The sequence below is a fragment of the Pedobacter sp. P26 genome, from assembly GCF_050632135.1.
Taxonomy (GTDB): Bacteria; Bacteroidota; Bacteroidia; order Sphingobacteriales; family Sphingobacteriaceae; genus Pedobacter.
In genome coordinates, this window is record NZ_CP192574.1 from 4,472,305 (window position 1) to 4,494,461 (window position 22,157).

22 protein-coding genes and 1 pseudogene are annotated in these 22,157 nt (G+C 37.4%); 13 read left to right on the forward strand and 10 right to left on the reverse strand.

All coding sequences use genetic code 11. The features are described 5' to 3' along the window. Positions 1 to 229: 229 nt before the first annotated feature. Positions 230 to 655, forward strand: coding sequence for a VOC family protein (locus ACQ86H_RS20700; RefSeq protein WP_431292351.1), 426 nt, complete (start codon positions 230 to 232; stop codon positions 653 to 655). A 51-nt stretch (positions 656 to 706) separates the two neighbouring features. Beyond that, complete coding sequence (locus ACQ86H_RS20705; RefSeq protein WP_431292352.1) at positions 707 to 1,663, forward strand: zinc dependent phospholipase C family protein; 957 nt, start codon at positions 707 to 709, stop codon at positions 1,661 to 1,663. On the opposite strand, the gene ACQ86H_RS20710 is transcribed toward ACQ86H_RS20705, so the two are convergent. The 10 genes from ACQ86H_RS20710 to ACQ86H_RS20755 all read right to left on the reverse strand — a co-directional run bounded on the left by ACQ86H_RS20710 (position 1,664) and on the right by ACQ86H_RS20755 (position 10,884). Continuing rightward, entirely contained in the window at positions 1,664 to 2,350 is a 687-nt protein-coding gene (locus ACQ86H_RS20710; RefSeq protein ID WP_138820695.1) for a DedA family protein, read from the reverse strand. A gap of 65 nt (positions 2,351 to 2,415) precedes the next feature. Further along, a complete protein-coding gene (locus ACQ86H_RS20715; protein WP_138820694.1) occupies positions 2,416 to 3,117 on the reverse strand; it encodes a DUF4397 domain-containing protein in 702 nt (233 codons plus the stop codon). 59 nt (positions 3,118 to 3,176) lie between these two features. After that, a complete protein-coding gene (locus ACQ86H_RS20720) occupies positions 3,177 to 3,854 on the reverse strand; it encodes a DUF4397 domain-containing protein (protein ID WP_168202365.1) in 678 nt (225 codons plus the stop codon). A gap of 84 nt (positions 3,855 to 3,938) precedes the next feature. After that, positions 3,939 to 5,063: a DNA polymerase III subunit beta gene (gene dnaN / locus ACQ86H_RS20725; protein WP_086545224.1), complete on the reverse strand. Its 1,125-nt coding sequence runs from the start codon at positions 5,061 to 5,063 to the stop codon at positions 3,939 to 3,941. A 33-nt stretch (positions 5,064 to 5,096) separates the two neighbouring features. Then, on the reverse strand, positions 5,097 to 6,755 hold the full coding sequence (gene gldG, locus ACQ86H_RS20730) for a gliding motility-associated ABC transporter substrate-binding protein GldG (protein ID WP_431292353.1): 1,659 nt from the start codon (positions 6,753 to 6,755) through the stop codon (positions 5,097 to 5,099). A 26-nt stretch (positions 6,756 to 6,781) separates the two neighbouring features. Then, positions 6,782 to 7,507, reverse strand: coding sequence for a gliding motility-associated ABC transporter permease subunit GldF (gldF, locus tag ACQ86H_RS20735; protein WP_138820691.1), 726 nt, complete (start codon positions 7,505 to 7,507; stop codon positions 6,782 to 6,784). Positions 7,508 to 7,756: 249 nt separating this feature from the next. Then, positions 7,757 to 8,413, reverse strand: a complete 657-nt coding sequence (locus ACQ86H_RS20740; RefSeq protein WP_138820690.1) for a porin family protein — start codon at positions 8,411 to 8,413, stop codon at positions 7,757 to 7,759. Positions 8,414 to 8,626: 213 nt separating this feature from the next. Next, positions 8,627 to 9,163, reverse strand: a complete 537-nt coding sequence (locus ACQ86H_RS20745; protein WP_138820689.1) for a hypothetical protein — start codon at positions 9,161 to 9,163, stop codon at positions 8,627 to 8,629. 5 nt (positions 9,164 to 9,168) lie between these two features. After that, positions 9,169 to 9,876 (reverse strand): ATP-binding cassette domain-containing protein, encoded by a 708-nt coding sequence (locus ACQ86H_RS20750; protein ID WP_431292354.1) that lies wholly within the window; start codon positions 9,874 to 9,876, stop codon positions 9,169 to 9,171. 87 nt (positions 9,877 to 9,963) lie between these two features. Next, the gene (locus ACQ86H_RS20755) at positions 9,964 to 10,884 is read right to left on the reverse strand and encodes a glycerophosphodiester phosphodiesterase family protein (RefSeq protein WP_431292355.1); all 921 of its coding nucleotides are present in this window, start codon (positions 10,882 to 10,884) and stop codon (positions 9,964 to 9,966) included. Between the two features lie 404 nt (positions 10,885 to 11,288). Here ACQ86H_RS20755 and ACQ86H_RS20760 point away from each other — a divergent pair, with 404 nt between their 5' ends. The 11 genes and pseudogenes from ACQ86H_RS20760 (at position 11,289) to ACQ86H_RS20810 (ending at position 22,127) form a co-directional block, all read left to right on the forward strand. After that, positions 11,289 to 12,932, forward strand: a complete 1,644-nt coding sequence (locus ACQ86H_RS20760) for a glycine--tRNA ligase (protein ID WP_138820686.1) — start codon at positions 11,289 to 11,291, stop codon at positions 12,930 to 12,932. Between the two features lie 162 nt (positions 12,933 to 13,094). Further along, a complete protein-coding gene (locus tag ACQ86H_RS20765) occupies positions 13,095 to 13,781 on the forward strand; it encodes a 2'-5' RNA ligase family protein (protein ID WP_431292356.1) in 687 nt (228 codons plus the stop codon). 47 nt (positions 13,782 to 13,828) lie between these two features. Continuing rightward, positions 13,829 to 14,701: a DUF6252 family protein gene (locus ACQ86H_RS20770; RefSeq protein ID WP_431292357.1), complete on the forward strand. Its 873-nt coding sequence runs from the start codon at positions 13,829 to 13,831 to the stop codon at positions 14,699 to 14,701. Between the two features lie 172 nt (positions 14,702 to 14,873). Next, positions 14,874 to 15,281 carry a helix-turn-helix domain-containing protein gene (locus tag ACQ86H_RS20775; RefSeq protein ID WP_431292358.1) on the forward strand — a complete coding sequence of 136 codons (408 nt, stop codon included), beginning with the start codon at positions 14,874 to 14,876 and terminating at the stop codon, positions 15,279 to 15,281. Between the two features lie 86 nt (positions 15,282 to 15,367). Beyond that, positions 15,368 to 16,132 (forward strand): SDR family NAD(P)-dependent oxidoreductase, encoded by a 765-nt coding sequence (locus ACQ86H_RS20780; protein WP_138820682.1) that lies wholly within the window; start codon positions 15,368 to 15,370, stop codon positions 16,130 to 16,132. Positions 16,133 to 16,324: 192 nt separating this feature from the next. Then, entirely contained in the window at positions 16,325 to 17,014 is a 690-nt protein-coding gene (locus ACQ86H_RS20785; RefSeq protein WP_431292359.1) for a CAP domain-containing protein, read from the forward strand. A 163-nt stretch (positions 17,015 to 17,177) separates the two neighbouring features. Continuing rightward, positions 17,178 to 17,606, forward strand: a complete 429-nt coding sequence (locus ACQ86H_RS20790) for a GtrA family protein (protein WP_431292360.1) — start codon at positions 17,178 to 17,180, stop codon at positions 17,604 to 17,606. Between the two features lie 1,334 nt (positions 17,607 to 18,940). Beyond that, the gene (locus ACQ86H_RS20795) at positions 18,941 to 20,722 is read left to right on the forward strand and encodes an aromatic amino acid hydroxylase (RefSeq protein ID WP_138820679.1); all 1,782 of its coding nucleotides are present in this window, start codon (positions 18,941 to 18,943) and stop codon (positions 20,720 to 20,722) included. 31 nt (positions 20,723 to 20,753) lie between these two features. Beyond that, positions 20,754 to 21,008, forward strand: a complete 255-nt coding sequence (locus tag ACQ86H_RS20800) for a hypothetical protein (RefSeq protein ID WP_132394920.1) — start codon at positions 20,754 to 20,756, stop codon at positions 21,006 to 21,008. Continuing rightward, positions 20,986 to 21,366, forward strand: a complete 381-nt coding sequence (locus tag ACQ86H_RS20805) for a type II toxin-antitoxin system VapC family toxin (protein WP_138820678.1) — start codon at positions 20,986 to 20,988, stop codon at positions 21,364 to 21,366. Before ACQ86H_RS20800 ends, ACQ86H_RS20805 begins: the two co-directional genes overlap by 23 nt. Positions 21,367 to 21,426: 60 nt before the next feature. Next, a pseudogene (locus ACQ86H_RS20810) lies at positions 21,427 to 22,127 on the forward strand (SDR family oxidoreductase). Positions 22,128 to 22,157 lie beyond the last annotated feature (30 nt).

The following is a 22,157-nucleotide window of genomic DNA, read 5'->3' on the forward strand; positions in this document are numbered from 1 at the left end:
AAGCCTATTCCGGCGATAGAGAATCACGTTCATTTAGTCCATTAGCAAAAACGGAGTGAAACAACATGTCCTATAAACACCTGAATCTTCATTTAGTATAATTTGGGGCTTAATTCCAGGCAAATAATAGCAAATTATTGTCCAGATCGCCCCCTTAAATCGTCACTTTTAAACCTTACGCAGACTAAAAATCCTACCTAACTTGTGGTAACAAAAAAACTTATACAAAATGACAAAACCACTTGTAACATGCCTTTGGTTTGACGGACAAGCCGAAGCAGCAGCAAAATACTACTGCACCGTTTTTAAAGATTCCAAAATTACTCAGATTACCCCTATGGTAGTTACTTTTGAATTAAATGGAAATAAATTTATGGGCCTTAATGGCGGGCCACAATTTAAATTCGATGAAGCTATTTCACTTATGGTTAACTGTGACAGTCAGAATGAAATAGATTATTACTGGGATACTTTTATAAATGATGGAGGCACAGAGAGTGTTTGCGGATGGCTAAAGGATAAATTCGGACTTTCATGGCAAATTGTTCCATCAATCATTGGTACGCTAATGGCTGAACCCGAAAGAGCAAAAAGAGTAATGGATGTGGTTATGCAGATGAAAAAGCTGGACATGAAAAAAATGGAAAACGCATAATTTTTGCTTCTAACCTGGGGAGTACAAAGAAAATTACTTATCTTAGGTTATATGAAAAGATTAACGATTTTAACCGCGTTAATCATCCCTATACTTTTTTGTACCTCCTGGGGGTTCTTTGCACATCAAAGGATAAACAATCTTGCTGTTTTTACTTTGCCTCCTGACATGATCGGTTTCTATAAAAAGAACATCAAATACATTACCGAACATGCTGTTGATCCAGATAAACGGAGATATGCTGATACGCTAGAAGCACCACGGCATTACCTTGATGTGGAAAATTATGAAAAAAATATTGATAGCATTCCTGAAAAATGGGATGATGCCCTGGCCAGATATGGATTAAAAAAGCTGAACACCGATGGTATTATCCCCTGGCAAATACAGCGTAGCTATTTTGGTTTAGTTAAAGCATTTAAAATGCATGATTCGGTAAAAATATTAAAATATTCTGCAGATCTGGGCCATTACATTGGCGATGCACACGTTCCTTTACACACCACTGCCAACCATAACGGGCAACTCACCAATCAAGTTGGTATCCACGCTTTTTGGGAAAGCCGTTTACCTGAATTGTTTTCAACTCAGTACAATTTTGTTGTAGGCCAGGCAGATTATATTGAAAACCCATTGCAGGAAATCTGGAAAGTACTTAAACATACCTATAGTTTGGTTGATACTGTTCTAAGTTGTGAAGCAGCATTAAATGCATCATTTCCTTCCAGGCAAAAGTATAGCTTTTCAGAACGGAACAATACCGTGCTCAAACAATACTCCAGAGAATATTCAAAAGCCTATCACGATAAGATGAACAATATGGTCGAAAAACAGATGCGCGCTGCCATATTAACCATAGGTTCTTTTTGGTATTCAGCCTGGGTAGATGCCGGACAGCCGGTGCTCAAAAACCTGGTTAAAACAGAAATATCGCCTGATGAACAAAAAGAGGAAAAAGAAACCGAAAAGAAATACCAAAATGGTATACTTATCGGCCGGGAACTTTAGTTATGATTTGGGATCCTCTCCTTCAATAATTTTTTCAACCTTTTTAGGCTCCATGCGGCTCCTGATGGCAGCCCAAATGGCAGGAACAAAAGTAACTACGGCAATAAAGATGATGACAAGTTCGAAGTTATTTTTGATTACCGGAATCTGTCCTAACAGGTAACCACCAATTAATAGGGCGAAAATCCAGGTTACACCACCAATAATATTATAGTAGGTAAAACGGCCAAAAGGCATTTTCGCTATACCGGCAACAAAAGGCGCAATTGTTCGGAAAATCGGCAAGAACCGGCTCAACATAATGGCTTTACCACCATGTTTTTCGAAAAATTCATGCGATTGGTGATAATATTTAAGTTTTAAGATTTTATTTTTCTCTTTAAATACCCCGGCGCCCAAAACACTTCCCAGTTTATAGTTAACTGTATTCCCCAAAATCGCAGCTACAATTAATATAAGGAGCATAATCCAGATATTTAAACCAGTTTCATGTTCGCCTGCAATTAATGCACCCATCGCAAAAAGCAATGAATCGCCGGGAAGGAACGGTGTAACCACAAAACCTGTTTCCGCAAAAATGATCAGGAATAAAATAAGGTAGGTCCATGTACGATATTCATTAACAATTTCGGCTAAATGAACATCAATGTGAAGAATAAAATCTAAAAGCTGCTGTAGTAATTCCAATTTATCTGATTTTGGGCAAAAGTATAAATAGTAAAGAGATTAATGCTTAAAATAGTAATAAATAATTAGTTGGATGAGATGATCCGGTTTTTAAGCTCACCTTTTTTATCTCCGTCAAGTAATATCAGGTAAACTCGTCCATTATTAATGGTGAGAGAATCTAAACGTGTGACAACGGGTGGTGGATTTGTTGCTGTAGGGATAGATAATTTAAATGCATATTTCATGATCTTATTAACTTTTACTTTAAAAGTCTTAGTCTCACCATAACCGAGTGAAGATTCAATCGGTTTAGCTGTATTTGTACTATCTGTAATTACAACGTTAGATCCAAGTGTGTAACCCAGGTTTATAAAAGTTAACTTAGCAGAATCCAGATCTGGTTTTACATCATCCGTATAAACTTTCAATTTTGCAGGATCGCCGGTTTTTTCTTTGTAATAAAAAACAGAATAATTTTGACCAATTTTAAATGTCTGATTCGTCAATGAAGTAGCATCTACACCAGTGCCTATATTTTTGGTAGTGATGTTAAAAACAGAATCGCCGGGTATAACAACATAACTTGTATTTGTATTATAAGCTACCGAAGTTCCAATCTGTATCCCATTTAAATAAAAATTTTGAGTTGTATCGGTGGAAGCCGCTTGAAAAAAACGGATTTTCGCATCTCCTTTAATGAAATTATTGTTTTTGATACAAGAGCTGATTAAAAAAGCGCATGCAAAAAGAAGGAATATTTTGGAAAACAATACTGTATTTTTCATATAAAATTGCCAATGCTAATAAAACGTAAAGATAGCAGAAAGCATATTAAACTTTGAAATTAATTATCGGTAATGATATGTGAAGTTAATGTTGCAGCGGTAGTACCACTAAACCAGACCGTATAAATTTTACCTCCTGACAAGTTTGTGCTTTCAATCGTTTTAATACTACCTGAACCTACCACTGAATATCTTAAATTTACACCAGTATCTACCGTAAAATAATTCGAGGCTTCTTTAAAAGCCAATCCGTTAACGAATTGTGTACCTCCCTCCACCATAACGTTTATACCTGTCGCAAAACTGGGCGTAAGGTTAATCAGTTTAATTTTTGCTTTGGCTGATTCTGTATTACTCAGATTATCTTCATAATTAACAATTTCCAGTTCGCCCTTTTTATTGGTAACCAAAAAAGTAGTGTATGTGATAGATGGGGTAAAGTTTAATGAAGTATCTGTACCCGTATTATTTGTTCCGGTGTAAGAAACGCTTCTATTACCTGAAGGTATTTTTACATATTCGCTCGTTTCTCCAAATGCTAACGCCGAAGTGGTTAGTTTCTCCTTATCTAAATAAAAATCCTGATGATCCTCGGCCAGTGAAGCATTAACCATTTTTAACCTGGCCTCGCCATTAACTACTTCACCAGGATTATTTTTTTTACAGGATGACAAGCCTATACTGCATAAGGCAATGAGCAAAAGCAGGAGTTTCGAGAGGTTGTTATAGATTTTCATTAGTTTGTGTTGGTTGATTAAAAACAAAAATGGCTCGGTCAAAAACCAAGCCATTTTTCCATTAAACTAATGAATTAGTTTTTTTTAATAACTATTGTTTAGCATCACAGGCATCACCAACATTAAGACGTCTTCATTTTCGTCATTGGTTTGCGGAATTAAAAGTCCGGCTCTATTTGGTGTGGAAAGTTCTAAAGTAACTTCATCACCACTTAAATTACTTAACATTTCGATCAAAAAGCGTGCATTGAAGCCAATTTCGAGGTCTTCACCATCATATTGACAACTTAAACGTTCATGTGCTTCGTTAGCAAAATCCAAATCTTCAGAAGAGATATTTAATTCACTTCCACTAATTTTCAATCTTACCTGATGCGTCGTTTTATTGGCAAAAATTACAACCCTGCGAAGGGTATTTAAAAACAAACTTCTATCGATAATTAGCTTGTTTGGATTATTGGTTGGAATTACTGCTTCATAATCAGGATAGCGCTCGTCTATTAAACGACACACTAAGTTGATATTTTCGAACTTAAAGAAAGCGCTTGTTGCATTATAATCTACTGATACATTAATATCTGTTGAAGGTAAAGCAGCTTTTAAAAGTGTTAAGGCCTTTTTAGGAAGAATAAATGAGGTTGCTTTATCTGCTTTGCTATCCATACGGCGATATCTCACCAATTTATGTGCATCAGTAGCTACAAAGGTGATGTGCTGAGGAGATAACTGACAGAATACACCTGTCATAGCCGGGCGCAACTCATCATTACTTACCGCAAAAATAGTTTTTGTTATGGCTTCGGTTAAAACTGATGCTGGTAAATTTACAGAAGACGCGTTTTCTACTACAGGAATCTTCGGAAAATCATCACCATTTTCACCACTCAATTTATATTTACCATCACCGGCGCTGATCTCGATCGCAAAAGTACTATCATCGATATTGAAAGCGATCGGTTGATCTGGTAACGTTTTAAGCGTATCTAATAAAATTTTAGATGGAACAGCCACTTTGCCTTCTTCCTTTGACTCTACAGCCAAAGCAGTTGTCATGCTGGTTTGCAGATCGGTAGCAGAGATAGTTAAGTTTCCATCTTTAATTTCGAAGAGAAAATTTTCTAATATAGGCAAAACCGTACTGCTGCTTGATGCACCATTTACGGTTTGTAAGTGTTTTAATAGAGTTGATGTGGATACAATAAATCTCATGATGTTATTTAGTCTTCTTCAAAAATATAAAAATTATTTAGCGTACTTGTATTTGCGGTAATAATGTTGAAAAATTGCAAAGAATATTAACAATAACAAGGGCGCCACAACATTTATAAATTGCCACTTTGTTTTTTCGAGCTTAATTTTCGCCTTATCCAACAATCTAATTTTTACTTCTTTATTCCTTAGAGCAATTAAGTTATCGTTATCTGTAAAATAATCGACAATGTTGAGTAATAAAGCCTTATTGCCAAAAGTACGCTGCGAATAACGATCGAAACCTAATGGAAAGGGCGTTCCGTTTTGCGCTGATACCTGGTTTTTAAAAATATCACCATCTCCTATTACGATCATTTTAGAAGCTTTGCTGGTGCTTTCTAAGGTATAAGGCTGCGTAATGGTAGCTGGTAAGGGGCGCCCGGCAAAAACCGATGGGAAATGACCTTCTAAGATCAAACCAACATGTTGCGGTTTACTCTGGAAAGATCGTGGATCTAACTGTTCGCCTACCATTTGCAAGTTAAACAATTTCGGCACATTAAATACTTTGTTATAAGGCGAGGTATTCAAAATGTAAGATTTCTTCACACCTTTAACTCCAATAGTATCTACCGTGCTTGGAAATTCAGATTTTACACCATCCAGCTTTTTCACTACACTTCCAGCCGTATCAGGTAATAAGATAGGATAATAAATCCAGGGCACCAGCTGCATCTGGTTCTGTCCGCCTACAACCCCTGTTGAAACCGGAATTTCGGCACTGTTCGCCGGATCAGCAATAATATTATAATTGATCCTTGCGCCATACATAAAAAGCATATCATCCAGGTTCAGATTACTATTAACAGCCATCTGTCCACTTTTCCCACCTAAACTATCCAATTCGGCATTTACCTGGTCGATACTCCAGATTACCCTCCCGCCATTCATTACAAAATAGTTGATTTTGTATTTTTCAGCTTCTGTAAATGGTTTCCTGGGCTTGGCAATAATCAGCATTTTCAATTTATCAAGCCCTGCCTTATCAATACTATTTAAATCAATTCGGCCAACCAGATAACTATTTGATAAGGTGTGAATCGCATCAGCCAGTTGCAAATCAGAGAGTTCGCCATTTGATTCAGAGAAACCAATCCGCGGATTATCACCCGAAAGTACCTTCTTTAAACTTGAAGTAAAAATGTACTCCAGATTTTCAATAGCGCGGTTTATATTGTCTTCGTAATTCCCACGGATATCTAAATTCTGAAAAAGTTTAATGGGGAATTCCTTACCCTCACTTTCCATCATGGCCATCGGAAATACGAGTTTCTGCGTTAACCCACTTTCTGTTTTAATACTTAAATTGGTTGCTTCTATTCCTCTTTCGTACAAATTATTGATTACTGTATCCTGATCGGCCTGATTAAGCCCGGCTATGGGGTCGACAAAAACTACTTTAACTTCCGTTTTAGCATAAGCTTTATAATCAGATAAAATATCCGATACCGCAGCTTGCAGACGTTTAAATGCAGGTGGTAACTCACCAGCTAAAAACACAGTAATAATTACCGGTTTTTCATTTTTCTGCAGTAAGCCTTTTGTTTTCTCACTCAGTGTAAAACGTTTATCGGCAGTAAAATCAAAACGATAGAAAACGTACTGACCTAAAATATTTATAATAACCAGTGTAGTTATTAAGACGATCAAATTAATCCATTTATTCTTCAGCTTCATTATCGTTTACCTCCTATGATTAATTTGGTGAACAATAAAAAAAGTACCGAAAAGGAGATAAAGTAAATCAGATCTCTGGTGTCTAAAACGCCACGGCTTATGGAAGTATAATGTTGATTAATGCCTAAGTTGCGAACGATATTCTCCATACTTTGAAATGCAGCAATCTGACTGCTATAATCGAAGCCTAAAAAAGCAAATGCACATAAGGCCGCGCTGATGACAAATGCAATAACCTGATTTTTAGTTAATGCAGAAGAGAAAATACCAATTGATGTGAAGGCAGCACCCAATAAAAACAAACCGATATAGGAGCCAATAACCGATCCTGAATCGATATTTCCTTCAGGAAAACCCAATTTTGAGATGCTATAATAATAGACTAAGGTTGGGATTAAGGCAAATAATACCAAAACCAGGCTCGCTAAATATTTTGCCGCAATAATCTGCCAGATTTGGATGGGCCGGGTAATTAAAAGTTCGAAAGTCCCCTCTCTCCTTTCCTCGGCAAAAGAGCGCATGGTAATGGCGGGAATGAGAAACATAAAAAGATAAGGAACCAAACTGAAAAAACCGTCAAGTTCGGCATAACCATAATCAAGCACTGAAGTATCAGGAAAAAACCAAAGTAAGAGGCCAGAAACCAATAGAAAAATGCCAATGGTTATATAGGCAACCATCGAACTCAAGAAACTGAATAACTCGCGTTTAAAAACTGCGTACATCTGCTAATAAAACGCCGAAGTTAACCATTTATTCCTGCAAATTTAAAAGGAATTGATTAAATGAATGCATTATCAAATCAGCAATATTTAAATTTAAAAAGAGGCAGTATCATAAATTTCGAATTATCATCCTGAGCCTGTCGAAGGACTTAGTTAAATCACTTTATGTGTTTCGACAGGCTCAACATGACAAAATCTGAGGAGAAAGTGTCTTTATGATACAACCTCTTCTTGATGTCTCGGTTTGGTTTAGAAAGAAAAACCTATACCAACGGTGAAAACCTTGTTTTTAAAGGTAATCTCATCAGAGAGATCTGTATCCGCTATATTGCTTAGTCCTAATCCGTAACCAGCATGAATATTAAAGCCATTGTTTAATTGGTAACCTGCCAGAAAATTTAAGCCAAAATCGGTACGTTTAAATTCAGATTCATTTTCACCAAATTTAATGTCCTCTTTCATTGATCCATATTTGCCATTTGCACTCAATGCATAAGCAAAATAAGGGCCGGCGCCAACAAATATTTTACCAGAACCATTCAATTTAAAATTAGCCAATACATTTACCGGCAATTCGAGGTAATTAAAGTTTAAGGTAACTTTCTCTGTGCTTCCAAAATCGCTATCTTCAAAAGCAAAGCTGTTACTATTAAATTTTGTTCCTTTGCTGATAAAGGTTAAGCCGGGTTGGATTGAGATTACATCCGATACCGCAAATTCTGCTGTACCGCCAACGTAAAATGAGGTTTTGGCATCAAAACTTACTGAAGTACTGCCTGATGAGATGGTCATGTTTGGAAAAGCCACACCTGCTTTTACGCCAAAAGTTACCGGTTTTTCTGTTTGAGCTGAAGCTGCAAAGCCTAAGCCCGCAACTGTTAATAAAGATAATACTAACCTTTTCATAATTTTGAGAGTTGTTATAAGAATTGTTTTTTATTTTCCGTGCTTTTGCTTGTTTTGGCAAAAACGCTACAATGATAATAAACTAATTTAATAGTTTATTATTTTTTTTCATATCGTTGCAATGATGCAGTTTAGAAACAACAGAGCCCTAACTACTATAAAAAAAACTGATTAACTGAATAAAAAATCAAACAATTTATCATCATGATTGCTTTACAACCCAAATAAATAGGCAAATCTAATTCCCACAAATCCTTTACTATCGGATTTGTTTAAGCCGGCAATATTGTTTTTACCTGTCCATGCTTCGTAGCGGATCCCTAAATCGAGTCTATTTCCTCCTGAAAGTTTGAATTGATTGCCAATACCAGGCGACCAAATAAATAAGGTTTTTTGTTCCTTATTTAAGGGTAAAGCGGCTCCCAATTGACCTTCAGCATAAAAGCTTTCGCTCAATTGGTATTTCAGTCCGGCTTTTGCAGGAATATAGGTTAAATCGTGCACACTGAAAAGTTGGTTCCGTCTGCCAAAAAAATTCATAAAACCTGCATTTAAAGTTATGGCAAAATTTTCTGCAACAGGAAGATCAGCTTTTACTGATGCACCCAGGCCAATTCCTGAAAGGTTAGAAAAATTGCCTGATGGCAGACCAATTTCCGCCGCAATACCAATGTTAGCGTTATTTTGAGCTTTTAAAAGTGACGGACTTGAAAATAAAAAAGCTATAAGTATTATTTTTATGCTACGCATGAAATTTAAGCGGTTAATTTTCTGAAAATATCTTCTAATGATTGTTGTTGGTGCACTTTTTTAAGTCCCTCGAGTGAATCGCTTGCTACAATTTTACCTTTGTTAATAATGATGATGTCATCACAAATGGCTTCAACTTCTTGCATAATGTGGGTAGAAATAACAACCGTTTTAGCTTTGCCCAATGTTTTGATCAGTTGCCTGATGTCGACCAGTTGATTGGGGTCTAAACCAGAAGTAGGCTCATCTAAAATTAAAACCGCTGGATTATGAATGATTGCCTGGGCCAACCCCACTCTTTGGCGATACCCTTTAGATAACATCCCAATTTTTTTATGCTGTTCTGGTGTTAAGCCCACCATTTTAATCACTTCGTCAATCCTTGCAGGTAAATTGATAAGTTTATACGTTTGACCAACAAAGTTTAAAAATTCCTTTACATACATATCAGTATAAAGCGGCGTATTTTCAGGAAGGTAGCCAATATGCTTTTTAGCTTCAATGGCATCAGAAAGAATGCTTTTACCAAAAATTTCAGCCTCACCAGAAGTAGGCGATAAGTAACCGGTAAGCATACGCATGGTGGTAGATTTACCGGCGCCATTAGGACCCAGAAAACCCAAAATACGCCCTGGTTTAGCCTCAAAACTGATGGAATCAACCGCTTTTTGCTTATCGTAATGTTTAGAAAGATTTTTAACTGAAATACTCATTTTTTATTTTTTACCACAGATTTGCACAGATAAACACAGCTTTCATAATTGGTTAAACCGATTTGTGCTCATCTTTTCCATCTGTGGTTAATTAATATGCGGTGAACTTATTTTTTTATTGTACCTAAATTTATCCAACTCTTCTGATGCCTGTTGTAAATTATCCCCAGACAAAATATCTGCACCGTTGTTAACCAAATGATAATAAACATTTTTTGCCGGACTGGCAATGGCACTTTTATCAATATTGCCAATTGTGCCTAAAATAGTGGTAATACCATTATTATGTAAGTATTCATATAATTCTTTATCTGGAGCAGAAACACCAACAAAAGCTACAATCCGGTTATTGGGAATACCAATATTATTTAAGCGTTTCAATTCGGCTTTCTTTTGAACAGATGCAGAAATCATTAAATCAGGTGCCAAATGATGCACTTCTTTTGCCTGATCTGCAGTATAGGTGATGATAATTGAATTACTTTCTACTTTATATTGCCTTACTTTTTCAATTACTTTTGCATAAGAAACACCTTTTTTCAAATCGATGGTTAACAAAACTTTTCCCTTGCTCCAGCTCAGTACGCTATCCAAAGTGGGGATTTTAAATTTTGTTTCCTTGCCTTCCTCATCTTTCAGGTTAAAAGCTTTCAACTCTTCGGAGGTATAATTGCCAATTGGACCTTTCCCTGTAGATGTGCGATCGAGTTGATCATCGTGCATAATCACCATGACGGAATCTTTACTATAAGCAATATCAAATTCGATTATTACCGGATTATAGGTAGTGGCATTATCGAATGTTTCGATACAGTTTTCAGGGAAACCAGGCATTGGGCCTCCTCGATGGGCACTAATTAATGGAAAACGGTTTTCTGGCGACCATTTTAAGAATTGATATAACTCCGCAGGTGTATTAAATTTAATATAGTGATGTTTTTTTTCTTCTGGTTTACATGAGGTAAAAACTGCAACAATAACCAAAAATAGTAAATGATGGAATTTCATGTTTCAAAAGTAGGAAAAAATGGAAGATGGAAGAGGTGAAACGGAATGTTAAATGTTAATCAATTTATATAATTCAAACTCGTTTAGAACATTAATCATGCTACGTTTTCGCCACCTAAGCTGATTGCAGTGAGCACAAGTGTGACGAAGTAAAGCGGAAAGCAGGAACGCTGGAACCAATAAGCAAACTATTGCTTTCTTAATATTTTGAACCATATAAGAAATTTAAGAGTATATAAATTCACTAGTCAAGGTGCCTTTCACCCTGTCTAACCACCCGAGCCACCTAAGGACACTTGAGTTAAACACCAACATTCTCAAATTTATAGTCCGTTTTAGCTTCATCAAAAACCTTCAGCCTTATACCTTTAAACCCTCCGCCTTTTTATTATCTTTGCTGCATTATGGCTCAAAAGAATAACGACGAACAATTTAAAAATGTAATATCACACGCTAAAGAATACGGTTTTGTATTCCAGAGCAGCGAAATATATGATGGCTTAAGTGCTGTTTACGATTATGGCCAATTGGGTGCCGAGTTAAAAAACAACATTAAAACGTACTGGTGGAAAGCCATGGTACAGATGCACGAAAACATTGTAGGGATTGATTCTGCAATTTTTATGCATCCTAAGGTTTGGAAAGCTAGCGGACACGTGGATGGTTTTAACGACCCGATGATTGACAACAAAGATTCGAAAAAACGTTACCGCGCCGATCAGTTATTGGAAAATAAAATTGATGAATTATATTCGGAATTAGCCAATTTCAGCGCAGAAAACAAAGCCAGATTTGAGGAGTTCCAGCAAGAAATATTGGGTTTAAGTGATGAAGGACAAGCCGCCTGGATTCCGAGTTTTAAAGATGAGGCGACCATTTTAGACAATGCAAAATATCCATTTGTTAATGAAGCAAGCTGGAGATTTGTAAAAAAGGGTTTAGCGCTTGAAGTAGAAATGAACCTTGCACTTAAATCTGAAAACTTAGCACAGCTAAAAGATTTAATTGTTGATTATAAGATAATCTGCCCGATTTCTAAAACTTCAAACTGGACAGATGTACGCCAGTTTAACCTGATGTTCAGCACACAGTTCGGAGCCATGGCTGAAGGCAGTGATGAAGTATATCTTCGCCCGGAAACAGCCCAGGGAATTTTTGTAAACTTCCTGAACGTTCAAAAATCAGGAAGGATGAAAATTCCTTTCGGTATTGCGCAAATTGGTAAAGCTTTCAGAAATGAGGTAATTGCCCGTCAGTTTATTATGCGTATGCGCGAGTTTGAGCAAATGGAAATGCAATTTTTCGTTCGCCCGGGTGAAGACAAAAAGTGGTTTGAGTATTGGAAAGAAGCACGTTTAAAATGGCATAAAGCTTTAGGTACCAATCCTGAAAAATACCGTTACCACGACCACGTGAAACTGGCGCATTATGCCAATGCAGCAACTGATATTGAGTTCGAATTCCCCTTCGGGTTTAAAGAGGTTGAAGGAATCCACAGTCGCACCGATTTCGATTTAAAGCAGCACCAGGAGTTTTCTGGCAAGAAAATGCAGTATTTTGATAACGATTTAAATGAAGAAGGTAAACCTTATGGCAATTACATCCCTTATGTAATCGAAACCTCGATCGGTTTAGACCGCATGTTCCTGTTAACGATGATAAATGCTTTTGAAGAGCAGGATTTAAGCACCGAAGATAAACAGGATAGCCGTACTTTATTGCGTTTACACCCTGCTTTAGCCCCATATAAAGTAGCCATTTTCCCATTGACCAAAAAAGATGGCTTGCCGGAAAAAGCACGCGAAATTATGGATGAACTGAAATTCGATTTCAACTGTATTTACGAAGAGAAAGATGCGATTGGTAAACGTTACCGCCGTCAGGATGCAGTAGGTACGCCTTTCTGTATTACGGTTGACCACCAAAGTTTAGAGGATAATACGGTTACGATTCGCCACCGCGACAGCATGGAGCAGGAACGTGTAGCCATTGCCGATTTAGCTGGTATTATTGGTAAGGCTACTAGCTGGAAGGCATTGCTGGCATAAAAAGTGTCATTATTATGATATTTCAGATATGATTCAAAATCGTTGAAATAGCGATTAAAAATTATAAAACACTCATTTATCGATGATCGCAACGAAGTCGAGATAACGACCTTATTATTTAGTCACAGGATTTATCCCCTGTGACTTTTTTGTATAATTAAAATGAATTTAGCCGAACATTATAACAAACTTTACAGGGATTCGATTGCTAAAATAGCTAATGGAAACTACGAAATAGATCGTTTAATCGATTCTGACGCTGATAATCGTTTTGGCATTACTTTGGTCATCAGACCTGATGCCGCAACGAATCATAGTATTCAGGAGTTTTTGGCTGAAGTAAAAACCATTGAGCCTGATCAGTATTATTATCAAAATGCAGATATCCATATTACTTTAATGTCGGTCATTTCCTGTTATGATGGCTTTGATTTAAAGGATATCAATGTTCAGGATTATATTAACTTTATTAAAAAAGTTTTAGCCAGGCATCAAAGTTTCAAAATTCAGTTTAAAGGAATTACGGCTTCTCCATCGTGTATACTCATTCAAGGTTTTTTAACCGATACCTTAAACGAAATCAGAGATGATCTCCGCAAAACCTTTAAAAATTCAGATCTGCAACAAAGCATCGACGAACGGTATACTATTCAAACGGCCCATTCCACTGTAATTCGTTTCAGATCGGAATTAAAAAATCAAGCTGCCTTTATTGATCTGATCGAAAAATACAGGAATTTCGATTTCGGTACTTTCGAAGTGAAGCAATTAGAACTGGTTTATAATGATTGGTACCAGCGGGAAAGATTTGTTAAAAAGCTGCATACCTTTTCATTAGCGATTGACTAAATTCTTTATCTTTGCATAAATTTATTACCCATAACAAATTAGCGCTCATGAAAGTACCTTTTAAATTATCCATATTGGCATTGCTGTGCCTCCTCATTACCTCATCGTGTAAAAAAGAAATTGATTATCGTCCTGAATGGGATTCATCATCTATGAGCGGAAAAGTTGATGGAGTTTTATTGCAATGTACATTTGCAACAGCCCAAACTTATGCGATCGGAGGAAAAACAACTGTCCAGATTTTGGGGAACAAAGTAACCAGTGGTTTTAGTTTAGTGATAAGTGATTTTAAAGGGGTGGGTACATATACTTTATCCGAAAGTAATGTAGCTACCTATCTTCCAAATAATCTAGGGTCCAAAGAGGCTTATCTCAGTGCCTCCAATGGTACAATTAAGATTACAAGTTATTTAGCTGATCAATACATTAAAGGCACTTTCGAATTTAAAGGACAAAACTATGTAACTTTAGCCACAAAAACCATTAGTGATGGGCAATTTAACATTAGTTTAGTGCCAGCAAAAATCCCTGAATCAAATAATAATACAAACAATTTAAATGCAAAGGTAGATGGTACTGCAATTGGCTTTACTGGCGAAGCGGCATCTATAAATTCTCCTTTAGGCAAATTATTAACCATTACAACAGTAAATGGCGATAAACGCCTGATTATTTCGATAGCCGGATACAACGGCGCAGGAACTTACGATATAGCAAAGGACGGAACCGGTGTTTATATGAAAGACCAAAGTCAAACCGGTTCATTTTATGCCGATGCGGGTACTTTGGTTATTACAAGCGAAACCGGAAATAAGTTGAAAGGAACATTTTTCTTCAGTGGTGGCAACCAGAATACTACCATAAACACCTCAGTAAATATTACAGACGGAACTTTTGATTTACCTTTTAGTAAATTGTAGAAGCATTTTTGAAGAATACAAATATAAAGCCATTGATTTAGCGATCAACGGCTTTTGTTTTGATGGAATTTTTAGCCGGTAATCATTCAGTCACAAAAAACAAATGCCCATTAGGTAATTTCATAATCAATGGCTTGAATGGTATATTTGTTTAGCGATCAAAATCATTTATATGAAAATTCCACAGAAGTTTTTTGCCCGTCGACATGAAATTGCGGCAGATTATTTAAAAGAATTAGATAAACACCTTGACGACATCGTATCCGGCCGTGCGACAGAAATGTTTGAAGTAAGAGATTTCGCCGGTTTAATCCATGTACATCCCACGCATTTAAGCAATACCATTAAAGCCGCTACCGGACACTCGCCATGTTTCTTTTTCGAAGAGCGTTTAATGGAAATCTCCAAAACAATGTTACAGAATGTAAGCATGCCTATTGCCGAAATTGCCAGAATATTAACTTACGATCCATCTAACTTTACCAAGTTTTTTAAGCACTTTGCTGGCCAAACACCAAAACAGTATAGAGAGGCTTATTTTGAGTCTTTAGCTACAAATAAGGAAATTGTCACCATATAAAACTTAAACATTCACCATTTTTACTTAAGCTGTCACCATTTTTACAGCCGATTTCCATCTAATTTTGTTTAACAAATAAATAGAAAATGGAAACACAAAATAAAATTGCCCTGGTAACCGGTGGTAGCCGCGGACTGGGAAAAAACGCGGCCTTAAAAATCGCTGCAAAAGGAATGGGTGTAATTGTTACCTATCAATCTAAAAAAGAGGAAGCAGAAGATACAGTAAACGAAATAAAAGCTTTAGGTGTACCCGCAGCGGCAATACAGTTAAATGTTGGCGATTCTAAAACTTTTGATGCCTTTTTTACTGCAGTTAAAAGCGTACTAAAATCTGTTTTTAATGCCGAAAAATTCGATTTCCTGATCAATAATGCCGGGATTGGGATCCACGCTTCATTTGCTGATACTACTGAGGAACAATTTGATGCCCTGGTAAACATCCATTATAAAGGAGCTTTCTTTTTAACCCAAAAAGCCTTGCCTTTATTAAACGACGGTAGCGGAATCATTAATGTATCATCCGGACTGGCTCGCTTTGCAACTCCAGGTTATGCGGCCTATGCTTCGATGAAAGGCGCCATGGAAACCTTAACAAAATACCAGGCAAAAGAATTGGGTGCAAGAGGAATCAGATCGAACATTATTGCTCCAGGTGCTATAGAAACCGATTTTGGCGGTGGTGTGGTGCGCGATAATGATCAACTAAACGCTGGAATAGCGGCTAATACTGCTTTAGGTCGCGTAGGTTTACCAGATGATATTGGCGGAGTGGTGGCATTCTTATGCACCGAAGATGCAAGATGGATTAATGCACAACGCATTGAAGCTTCTGGCGGTATGTTTTTATAAACTCTTCGCAATTTTAACCACCAAGACACGAGGGCACAAAGATTGATTTCTTTGTGTTCTTTGTGCTCCGATGGTTATTTTTTGACGGTAGTTAGTCAACGTTAACCGTTAAACGCCACGCGCTAAACACGATCTAAATTCCCAACCAGAAAATAATCTGCATCAAATGGCGTTATCCATGAAAACCACCAGATGCCTAAACTACTTCTACCCACCCTTTTATTCTTCATTTTTGTTACCGATGCAAATGCCCAAAAATGGACAGATGCGGAGTTCCGCAGGGCCAATACTGCAGCAAATGCTTCTTATTTAACCAACGAAGAGAAAAATGTAGTCATGTATATGAACCTGATCCGTATTGATGGCGAAAAATTTTATTATACCTTTTTAGAAGATTACATTAACAACTACAACACTAAAGTAAGGCAATACAGAAACTACAATGAACTTCGGATTACCCGCAACAATAGCTATTATACTTCTTTACTAAAGCATTTAAGAGGCATAAAAAACCTACAGGTGTTTTATCCTGATGATAAACTGACTTCTTTAAGCCGTAGCCATGCCCAGGACCTGAACAGAAATAACCTCGATACACACGAAAGCAGCAACGGCGATAAATTTTCTAAACGTTTATCAAAATATTTCCCCAATAAAGCAATGAGTGAAAATATCGACTTTGGTTATTCGAACAGTTTGGATATTGTCTGCCATTTATTGTTAGATTGTGGCGTGCCTTCGCTTGGTCACCGGTTTAATTTGCTCGATCAAAAGTACAAACTGAATACTGTTGGCGTGAGCATCCAGCCACACCCATCCTACACCTGGTGTGCGGTAATCGATTTTGTAGCACAACCGGCCTATTACACCAATAATCAATAAAAGGCTTAAATGATCTAATTACGGCGGCAATAAAAATTTAATTGTAAATTGCGCGCAAAAATAACAACGAACAATTTTAAGTAATGCGTAACGCCATTTTAGCCGTCATAGATTTTTTTATCCTCCATTTAAAAAAATTATTTCCATACATAATTTCCGGTACATGGCCACTGGTGGCAGCACTTTATTATTGGGAATTTTAAGTTATTATTTTGCTTACTTTTTCATTTTTAAAACTGAGGAGGTAAACTTTGGAGTAATCGTGCTGCAAAGAGAAACGGCCTCGTTATTGGTAGATTATACCGTTGCCATCCCAACCAGTTTTTTACTTAACAAATACGTCATATTTACGCACAGCGAGCTAAAAGGCCGGGTACAACTTTTTAGGTTTATGAACCTGCAGTTTATCAATATCCTGGCTAATTACGTGTTATTGAAGTTTTTACTGGAACTTTTACGCGATTACCCAACACTATCGATGCTTTCGCGGATTGTGGTTTCGGTTTTAATGGCATTATTTAGCTATCTGTATCAACACTACTTTACATTCAGCGTAAAGAAAATTGGAGATAAAAAAGGGAAGCAGGATTAATCAACCACAGCAATTATTTGCCACGGAGGTATAGAAAGCACGGAATTAATGGTGTCGAAAAATAAGGCTTAAGGTTTATAAGCACAAGCTTTCGTATCTAAACGGGATGGAAGCGGCATCCTTTTGCTGTCGGCCTGAGCGGAGTCGAAGGGTAGCAAAAGATATAGCGAACAGCCCGGCCAGAGCCTCCCGATGAAATGCTACAGCACCTTTCCTAATTATTAACCTCATACTATCAAATCATTTTTTTGGAAAGCAGTGACATAAGCCTTTGGGTTTATTCAGTCACGCCTTTGCTCCAAGTCCTCACTCGTACCTCGCTCCGGGCTTTACGCGCCAGTCGGGTTTAGGTGGCCAAAGCAGTGCTTATATTTTCTTTTTTTTAGAAAACTGTAGAAAAAATCAGGTTCATCAGCACAAACCGTTGTACATAAACGGGATGGAAGCGGCATCCTTTTGCTGTCGGCCTGAGCGGAGCCGAAGGGCAGCAAAGGATATAGCGGACAGCCCGACCGGAGCCTCCCGACAAAATGCTACAGCACCTTTCCTAATTATAATCTTGATTCTTTTGAAAAGCAGTGATACAAGCCTTTGGGTTTCTTCAGTCCCGCCTTTGCTTCAAGTCCTCACTCGTACCTCGCTCCGGGCTTTACGCACCAGTCGGGTTTAGGTGGCCAAACAGTGCTTATATTTTCGTTTTTTTTTAGAAAACTGTAGAAAAAACCAGGTTCATCAGCAAAAACCGTTGTACATAAACGGGATGGAAGCGGCATCCTTTTGCTGTCGGCCTGAGCGGAGTCGAAGGGCAGCAAAAGATATAGCGGACAGCCCGACCGGAGCCTCCCGACAAAATGCTACAGCACCTTTCCTAATTATTAACCTCATACTATCAAATCATTTTTTTGGAAAGCAGTGACACAAGCCTTTGGGTTTATTCAGTCCCGCCTTTGCTCCAAGTCCTCACTCGTGCCTCGCTCCGGGCGTTACGCACCAGTCGGGTTTAGGTGGCCAAACAGTGCTTATATTTTCGTTTTTTTAGAAAAATGTAGAAAAAACCAGGTTCATCAGCAAAAACCGTTGTACATAAACGGGATGGAAGCGGCATCCTTTTGCTGTCGGCCTGAGCGGAGCCGAAAGGCAGCAAAAGACATAGCGAACAGCCCGACCGGAGCCCCCCGATAAAATGCTACAGCATCTTTCCAAATTATTAATCCATTATTTTAACCACCCGAAACCTTTATTACGTTAACCTGTTAATTTATGCCGCCGCTTTCTTGATAAGATAAAAACAACATCCTAACTTAGCTGCCGACCAACTTATTTCATAAATAACCATGAGCCATTTTAATGATTTTAATAATGCGCAGGTAGCAAAATTGCCCAATCATTTAAAACAATTTATTGTTGACCAGAACTACGAAAAATACACCCCAATCGATCAAGCGGTATGGCGTTATGTAATGCGCCAGAATTACAGTTACCTTAAAAATGTAGCATATTACCCTTACATAAAAGGCTTACAGCGGGCAGGTTTAAGTATCGAATACATTCCTGATTTGCAAACCATGAATGATAACCTTGGTAAAATTGGGTGGGGAGCGGTAACTGTTGATGGCTTTATTCCACCAGCAGCTTTCATGGAATATCAGGCCTATCGGGTGCTGGTAATTGCTGCAGATATCCGCCAGATTAATCACATCGAATATACACCAGCACCAGATATTATACACGAAAGTGCCGGCCATGCACCTATCATTGCCGATACCGATTACAATAATTATTTAAGCTATTTTGGTTCGATTGGTGCGAAAGCCATGTTTTCGGCGAAAGATTTTGAACTTTACGAAGCCATCAGGAAGTTATCGATTTTGAAAGAAGCTGTAAATGCCGATGAATTTGCGATTGCCGGGGCAGAAAAAGAATTGCGCTACATTAGTGAAAATATGGGCGAACCCTCTGAAATGGCATTACTTGGTCGCTTACACTGGTGGACAGTTGAATATGGTTTGATTGGTACTTTAGAAAACCCAAAAATTTACGGTGCAGGTCTGCTTTCTTCCATCGGTGAAAGCGCTACCTGCATGCAAAGAGACGTCGTAAAACTTTGGTATAACATCGATACAATTAATTACGCTTATGATATTACTAAACCGCAGCCACAGCTCTTTGTAACCGAAACTTTCCAAAACCTGATTGATGTGCTGGAAGAATTTGCCAATACCATGGCTTTTAGAAAAGGTGGATCGGAAAGCATTATGAAAGCCATTGCCTGTAAAAATGTAGCTACTGCAGTTTACAGTTCGGGTTTACAGGTGAGCGGTGTATTTACCGATATAGGCATTAACGCTAATGACGAAGTAACTTTTATTAAAACCACAGGGCCATCTGCATTGGCCTTTAGTGGTAAACAATTGGCTGGCCACGGGAAGGATTACCATGCAGATGGCTTTTCGTCGCCGGTTGGCCGTTTAAAAGGAGCAGAAAAACCATTTGAGGATTATAGTCCATCAGAATTACAATCTTTAAACATCATCAAAGGAGAGAAAACTGAACTTACGTTTGAAAGCGGAATTAAAGTTGTAGGAATAGTTAAAGATATTATTACCGAAAAAAGTAAGTTGATTTTAATTGCCTTTAACGATTGTACGGTTACCGAAAATAACGGAAACATGCTGTTTAAACCCGAGTGGGGCATTTATGATATGGCTATAGGCGAAACCATCGTTTCAGTTTTTAATGGAGCTGCCGATAAAGATGCTTACGAGGAGATTACGTTAATTAGCAAGGAGAAAACGTATAAAATTACCTATGATGATAAAACATTAAAACTGCACGGTTTATACCAAACAGTTAGAGCGATCAGGGAAAATGGTGAAAACCTGGATCAGCTTGGCGAAATTTTCTTACAACTAAAAACAAACCACCGTCAGGATTGGCTTTGTGCCTTAGAAATTCTCGAAATTATTTACCATAAAAAGATTTACCATCAGCTGGAAAAGGAAATTCAGGTTTATCTTGAAATTAAAGCAGGCAAAGAATTAGATCATACCAAACTGATTAATGACGGCTTACATGTGATTAAGAATCCGGTAAGTCAGCTCCTTGTGGAAGATTGATTAATCGCTTTAATTTCATTAACTTTACGTTATGACAACCATCACAGTACAAGTAGATAACGAACAAAATGCTGCGCTTCTTGAAAAGATGCTGAAGGCATTATCTTTTGTAGAAGATGTTGATATCAAAACCCATCAGCCTAATATGGTTGAGGAGCCTAGGGGATCTTATCAGAAATTAAAAAAAGCAATTGACAATACCGAAGGCAATTTAATGTTTAAGGATATTAAAGATCCATCTAAATGGCAAAGTGATTTAAGAGATGAATGGGAACGTAATATTTGATACGAACATAGTTATCTATTTATCTAAAAAACTTTTAGCTCCCGAAAAAGTATTTGCAGAAAACATCATTTATTCTATTTCCATGATATCAAAAATGGAATTACCTGGATATGGATTTAAAGACAGATTGGAAGAAAAATACATCAGCGAGCTAATTGGTTCTTTAAACGTTATACCTTTAAATGATGCTATAGTAAATATGACTATAGCTATCAGAAAAACTAACAAAATCAAACTGCCAGATGCTATTATTTATGCTACAGCGCAAGTAATGAATGGGAAACTCTTAACAAATAATACTGCTGATTTTGAAAAAATAAATAGTACTGTAATATTTGTTAACCCGCTAAATTCATAAAAGCGTTTAATTCTCATATCTTCAACCTTTTAACTTTACAACAATTTTTAATTCCTTTTAATGAATATTATAATTACAGGTGCCAGCAGCGGAATCGGTTTCGAAACCGCTTTAGAGCTTAGCTTACATAAAGAAAACAAGATTGTTGCTATTGCCCGCTCAGCAGATAAATTGCGAAAACTCTTGGAAATTGCTAAAGGCATTAATCCCGACTGTACACTTTTACCTGTAGAGTTTGATATAGTAAATGATGATTATGCGGCCCTGATTCCTTTTTAAAAGAACGTTTGGGTACAATTGATATCCTGATCAACAATGCAGGCGCTTTAATTAATAAACCTTTTTTAGAAACCACCGAGGTTGATTTAGGCGAAATGTTACAAAGCAACGTGATCTCACATTTCAGGATGATTCAGCATATTTTGCCTTTAATGCAAAGCGGAAGCCACATTGTAAACATTGGTAGCATGGGTGGTTTTCAAGGGAGTGTTAAATTCCCGGGGCTTTCTGCCTATTCGGCAAGTAAAGCTGCCTTGCACACGTTAACAGAATGTTTGGCTTTTGAATTGGCTGAGACAGGAATTAAAATTAATTGCCTTGCGCTAGGATCTGCACAGACAGAGATGCTGGAAGCAGCTTTCCCTGGTTACCAAAGCCCGGTGATGGCTTTTGAAATGGGAAAATATGTTGCTGATTTTGCAAAAACCGGACATAAATTTTTTAATGGAAAAATTTTACCGGTAGCAGTTACTACACCATAATGTGATAATTTTTAGTAATTTGCAGCATCG

What these genes read in the sequence shown, in the direction of transcription:
- ACQ86H_RS20700 (WP_431292351.1), top strand. Translation starts at nt 230, where the DNA reads ATGACAAAACCACTTGTAACATGCCTTTGGTTTGACGGACAAGCCGAA.
- ACQ86H_RS20705 (WP_431292352.1), top strand. Translation starts at nt 707, where the DNA reads ATGAAAAGATTAACGATTTTAACCGCGTTAATCATCCCTATACTTTTT.
- ACQ86H_RS20715 (WP_138820694.1), bottom strand. Translation starts at nt 3,117, where the DNA reads ATGAAAAATACAGTATTGTTTTCCAAAATATTCCTTCTTTTTGCATGC.
- ACQ86H_RS20720 (WP_168202365.1), bottom strand. Translation starts at nt 3,854, where the DNA reads ATGAAAATCTATAACAACCTCTCGAAACTCCTGCTTTTGCTCATTGCC.
- dnaN (WP_086545224.1), bottom strand. Translation starts at nt 5,063, where the DNA reads ATGAGATTTATTGTATCCACATCAACTCTATTAAAACACTTACAAACC.
- gldF (WP_138820691.1), bottom strand. Translation starts at nt 7,507, where the DNA reads ATGTACGCAGTTTTTAAACGCGAGTTATTCAGTTTCTTGAGTTCGATG.
- ACQ86H_RS20740 (WP_138820690.1), bottom strand. Translation starts at nt 8,413, where the DNA reads ATGAAAAGGTTAGTATTATCTTTATTAACAGTTGCGGGCTTAGGCTTT.
- ACQ86H_RS20745 (WP_138820689.1), bottom strand. Translation starts at nt 9,163, where the DNA reads ATGCGTAGCATAAAAATAATACTTATAGCTTTTTTATTTTCAAGTCCG.
- ACQ86H_RS20750 (WP_431292354.1), bottom strand. Translation starts at nt 9,876, where the DNA reads ATGAGTATTTCAGTTAAAAATCTTTCTAAACATTACGATAAGCAAAAA.
- ACQ86H_RS20755 (WP_431292355.1), bottom strand. Translation starts at nt 10,884, where the DNA reads ATGAAATTCCATCATTTACTATTTTTGGTTATTGTTGCAGTTTTTACC.
- ACQ86H_RS20760 (WP_138820686.1), top strand. Translation starts at nt 11,289, where the DNA reads ATGGCTCAAAAGAATAACGACGAACAATTTAAAAATGTAATATCACAC.
- ACQ86H_RS20765 (WP_431292356.1), top strand. Translation starts at nt 13,095, where the DNA reads ATGAATTTAGCCGAACATTATAACAAACTTTACAGGGATTCGATTGCT.
- ACQ86H_RS20770 (WP_431292357.1), top strand. Translation starts at nt 13,829, where the DNA reads ATGAAAGTACCTTTTAAATTATCCATATTGGCATTGCTGTGCCTCCTC.
- ACQ86H_RS20775 (WP_431292358.1), top strand. Translation starts at nt 14,874, where the DNA reads ATGAAAATTCCACAGAAGTTTTTTGCCCGTCGACATGAAATTGCGGCA.
- ACQ86H_RS20780 (WP_138820682.1), top strand. Translation starts at nt 15,368, where the DNA reads ATGGAAACACAAAATAAAATTGCCCTGGTAACCGGTGGTAGCCGCGGA.
- ACQ86H_RS20785 (WP_431292359.1), top strand. Translation starts at nt 16,325, where the DNA reads ATGCCTAAACTACTTCTACCCACCCTTTTATTCTTCATTTTTGTTACC.
- ACQ86H_RS20790 (WP_431292360.1), top strand. Translation starts at nt 17,178, where the DNA reads ATGGCCACTGGTGGCAGCACTTTATTATTGGGAATTTTAAGTTATTAT.
- ACQ86H_RS20795 (WP_138820679.1), top strand. Translation starts at nt 18,941, where the DNA reads ATGAGCCATTTTAATGATTTTAATAATGCGCAGGTAGCAAAATTGCCC.
- ACQ86H_RS20800 (WP_132394920.1), top strand. Translation starts at nt 20,754, where the DNA reads ATGACAACCATCACAGTACAAGTAGATAACGAACAAAATGCTGCGCTT.
- ACQ86H_RS20805 (WP_138820678.1), top strand. Translation starts at nt 20,986, where the DNA reads ATGAATGGGAACGTAATATTTGATACGAACATAGTTATCTATTTATCT.